This window comes from Bradyrhizobium sp., from assembly GCF_049798375.1.
Taxonomy (GTDB): domain Bacteria; phylum Pseudomonadota; class Alphaproteobacteria; order Rhizobiales; family Xanthobacteraceae; genus Bradyrhizobium.
The window spans coordinates 1-2,931 of the sequence record NZ_JBARGP010000405.1; the positions used below are offsets into that span (position 1 = coordinate 1).

4 protein-coding genes and 2 pseudogenes are annotated in these 2,931 nt (G+C 61.9%); 3 read left to right on the forward strand and 3 right to left on the reverse strand.

Going from position 1 to position 2,931, the window contains the following annotated elements:
- The 3 genes and pseudogenes from WA702_RS17265 to WA702_RS17275 all read left to right on the forward strand — a co-directional run.
- Window positions 1-428: pseudogene (locus tag WA702_RS17265) on the forward strand (DEAD/DEAH box helicase); the annotation flags it as partial.
- A 24-nt stretch (window positions 429-452) separates the two neighbouring features.
- A complete protein-coding gene (gene infA / locus WA702_RS17270; protein WP_425111753.1) occupies window positions 453-740 on the forward strand; it encodes a translation initiation factor IF-1 in 288 nt (95 codons plus the stop codon).
- A 296-nt stretch (window positions 741-1,036) separates the two neighbouring features.
- Entirely contained in the window at window positions 1,037-1,249 is a 213-nt protein-coding gene (locus WA702_RS17275; protein ID WP_006612155.1) for a cold-shock protein, read from the forward strand.
- Between the two features lie 147 nt (window positions 1,250-1,396).
- Here WA702_RS17275 and WA702_RS17280 read toward each other — a convergent pair whose 3' ends face one another.
- From WA702_RS17280 to WA702_RS17290, 3 genes and pseudogenes are all read right to left on the reverse strand, one after another.
- Window positions 1,397-2,029 carry a TadE/TadG family type IV pilus assembly protein gene (locus WA702_RS17280; RefSeq protein ID WP_425111755.1) on the reverse strand — a complete coding sequence of 211 codons (633 nt, stop codon included), beginning with the start codon at window positions 2,027-2,029 and terminating at the stop codon, window positions 1,397-1,399.
- A 21-nt stretch (window positions 2,030-2,050) separates the two neighbouring features.
- The gene (locus WA702_RS17285) at window positions 2,051-2,590 is read right to left on the reverse strand and encodes a TadE/TadG family type IV pilus assembly protein (RefSeq protein ID WP_425111756.1); all 540 of its coding nucleotides are present in this window, start codon (window positions 2,588-2,590) and stop codon (window positions 2,051-2,053) included.
- Between the two features lie 213 nt (window positions 2,591-2,803).
- A pseudogene (locus tag WA702_RS17290) lies at window positions 2,804-2,931 on the reverse strand (pilus assembly protein N-terminal domain-containing protein); the annotation flags it as partial.

Sequence of the window (2,931 nt, forward strand, 5' to 3'; positions counted from 1 at the left end):
GCGAGGAAATGGGCTATCTGCGCGACATCGAACGGCTCATCAAGATCACGTTGCCGCGCGAGGATCGTCGTACGCCGGGCCAGCAGCGGGATGCAGCGCCTGCCCCCGCTTCCAACAGGCATCAACAGCAGCGCAATGGTCGCCCCGGCCATGGTCGCCCTGGCGGCGGTAATGGCCGCTCCGGCGGCGGCCATGGGCGCCCCGGCACGTCGAACGGACGGCCAAATGAAGGGGGTAAAGCCGCAAAAGGCCCTCGCCGCGGCGGACGTTCCGATGCTATGGTAAACTCTCTGCCAGGCAATCGTCAGGAGCCCCGCCGATCGCCGCAAGGCGACGGAAAGGGCGGGACGATTCAAGGCGTTGCTTTTTTGCAGCGCGATAGCGGCAGGTCCAAAAACGAGGCGAACCGCAACCAGCGGCCAAACTAGACGTCAGTCGATCTGGAGAGAGACATGGCTAAGGAAGAGCTGATCCAGTTCGAAGGGCTGGTCACTGAAATCCTACCCGATGCGCGCTATCGCGTGCAGCTCGATGCCGGGCACGAAATCGTTGCCTACACCGCGGGCAAGATGAAGAAGAACCGCATCAAGACGCTGGCCGGCGACCGCGTGACAGTGGAAATGTCGCCGTATGACCTCGAAAAAGGCCGGCTGATCTTTCGTCACAAGGATGAACGTGCGAGCACGCCGGGCGGACCGCCCCGCGGAGCACAGCGGGGCGGCCAGTTCCGCCGCCGTTAAGTTTGAGCCAATCGGGGCGGCCGTTCGGGCCGCCCTGCACGGTTGGTTTATGTTGCAGCACGGAACGCGCCGGGGCGTTTAACCCCGTTGCGTAAAAAAGTCGTGCGCCTGGCGCAGCTCAGGATTGTTTTGGGAGCGTATTTCCCATAACATGCACCGCAATCGATTTTCGGCCGGACGAGATTAGCTATTACCGGTACAGCCGGTTCAGACGCTGACGACCCTTCCAAAAATTCGATCTAACCAACCCACGGCTGTGGGTTACGACATTTGATATCTGAGAAGGGACTACCCCCGTGAGCATGGGAACCGTGAAGTGGTTTAACGCGACCAAGGGCTATGGCTTCATTCAGCCGGATGACGGCGGCAACGACGTGTTCGTGCACATCAGCGCCGTCGAGCGTGCCGGCCTCGGCACGCTGCGCGAAGGCCAGAAGATCTCCTATGAGATCGTGGCTGATCGCCGCTCGGGCAAGTCGTCGGCCGACAATCTCCGCGCCGCGAACTAACTGACTGGCCGCCCCAGGCGTGCAACACGCGGGGCGCGATCAACAGCCAAGCGCAATCAACAAAAGGCCGCGTGCAGACGCGGCCTTTTTATTTTGCCTGGTAGATTTTGCCCGAACGCCGGCCTGGTCGCGAAACAGCCGTCTGGACTAGGTCGTGGGACACGGCGATGACGGCGTAGTCGTGCCGGCGATGTAGAGCACGCAGCTCGACTGCCGGGGCCGCGTATAGGAGACGTCGCTCAAGGTCACGCCGGCCTTTGCCATCACATAGCCCACCGTCGGCACATACTGGTAGCTGACCTCGCTGAAGATAAGGTAGGTGCCGGGGACCAGAAGCGCGCTCGGAACGGTGGTGACGTATGTATCCGCCGTGCGGGGCGCCGATCCCTTGCTCCAGATCACGCGCGCCTGCTTCGTGGTCTGGTCGACATAGAGTTCGGAGATAGTACCGCTCGACGGCGACGTGAAATAAGGATTCAGCGTCCCGGTCGCATAAGGCCAGATGATCTTGTTCGTCACCGTGAAGAAGGTCGCGATATCGGCGTCGGCGACCGAGGGTGATTGCGAGGTCAGGTCCGACAGGGTGCGCGCCATCAGCGTGACCTTGCGGTTCACCGCGATCGCCGAGCAGAATTCAACGGTACCGAAGAACATCACCAGCATCAGCGGCACGATGAAAGCGAATTCAGTCGCAGCAACGCCCCTTCCATCCGCTATCCAGTCGCGAAGCAGGCGATACAAGGAGCCGCGGCGCAGCCTGATCATCGCGGTCGGTCGCATCGGCAGATCCCCCGTCATGGCTCAGTAAGGCTCGTTCTTGAAGGCCGCGCTTGCTCTCAGTAGCCGCTTGCTGCCCGGCAAGTTCGCGATGTTGTAGCCGAGACCGGTCACGAAGATCGGCCATTTGTAGCACAGCTGCACCACCACGACGTCACCGGCGCCGCCGGGACTGTATTGCGGGCTGACGAAGTTGCCGCTGGCGTCGGTGCAGCTGTTGATGTTGACGCCCGAAGCCGACGCCGAACTCTCGACGTCGATAAAGACACTGTTGCAATCGAACAGTGCCGGAATCTGGCTGCAGACATAGGTCGCGAACTGCGCCTGGGTGGTAGAGGCCTGCTGCGCCTGTCCGGTGAAGATCATGCGCGCCGAATCCTGCGTGACGGTCTCCAGCACCTGGTTTGCGAAGAACATCAATGCGGTCTCGATGATCGCGAACAGCAGCGCGAAGAAGACCGGCGCGACCAGCGCAAATTCCAACGCGGCGGACGCCCGGCGATTGCGCCGGAAGCGGCGTAGCAGCTCGCGAAACGATGTGCGCGAGAAGACTGACGAAGACATCGGGCTCATCCAGTGCGTGGCTATCAACTTCAGAGAAGAAATAGCCGAAACTTCTTGGCGAAGTGTTTCCCAACACGGGAACCGAATGGCCCGGAGGCTTAACGCGATGTTAACCCTGCCGGCGATGACGCGACAGGCCGCGGGTGTTCAGGCCCGCCGCGGACTGCATGCCGGCACCGCCCCGACTGGCTGGTCCCGGCCAGTTTGCCCCGATCAATTGGTCTTGCCAGCCGCGCTGCCGCTGACTTGGCCAGACAACGACCCAGCCTGATCCATCACCTGCTTGAAGTAGCCGTCGGCGTCGCCGAGCGTCACGCGCTTCTGGCAGAGCGGCATGCAGC

What these genes read in the sequence shown, in the direction of transcription:
- WA702_RS17280 (WP_425111755.1), bottom strand. Translation starts at nt 2,029, where the DNA reads ATGCGACCGACCGCGATGATCAGGCTGCGCCGCGGCTCCTTGTATCGC.
- WA702_RS17285 (WP_425111756.1), bottom strand. Translation starts at nt 2,590, where the DNA reads ATGTCTTCGTCAGTCTTCTCGCGCACATCGTTTCGCGAGCTGCTACGC.
- infA (WP_425111753.1), top strand. Translation starts at nt 453, where the DNA reads ATGGCTAAGGAAGAGCTGATCCAGTTCGAAGGGCTGGTCACTGAAATC.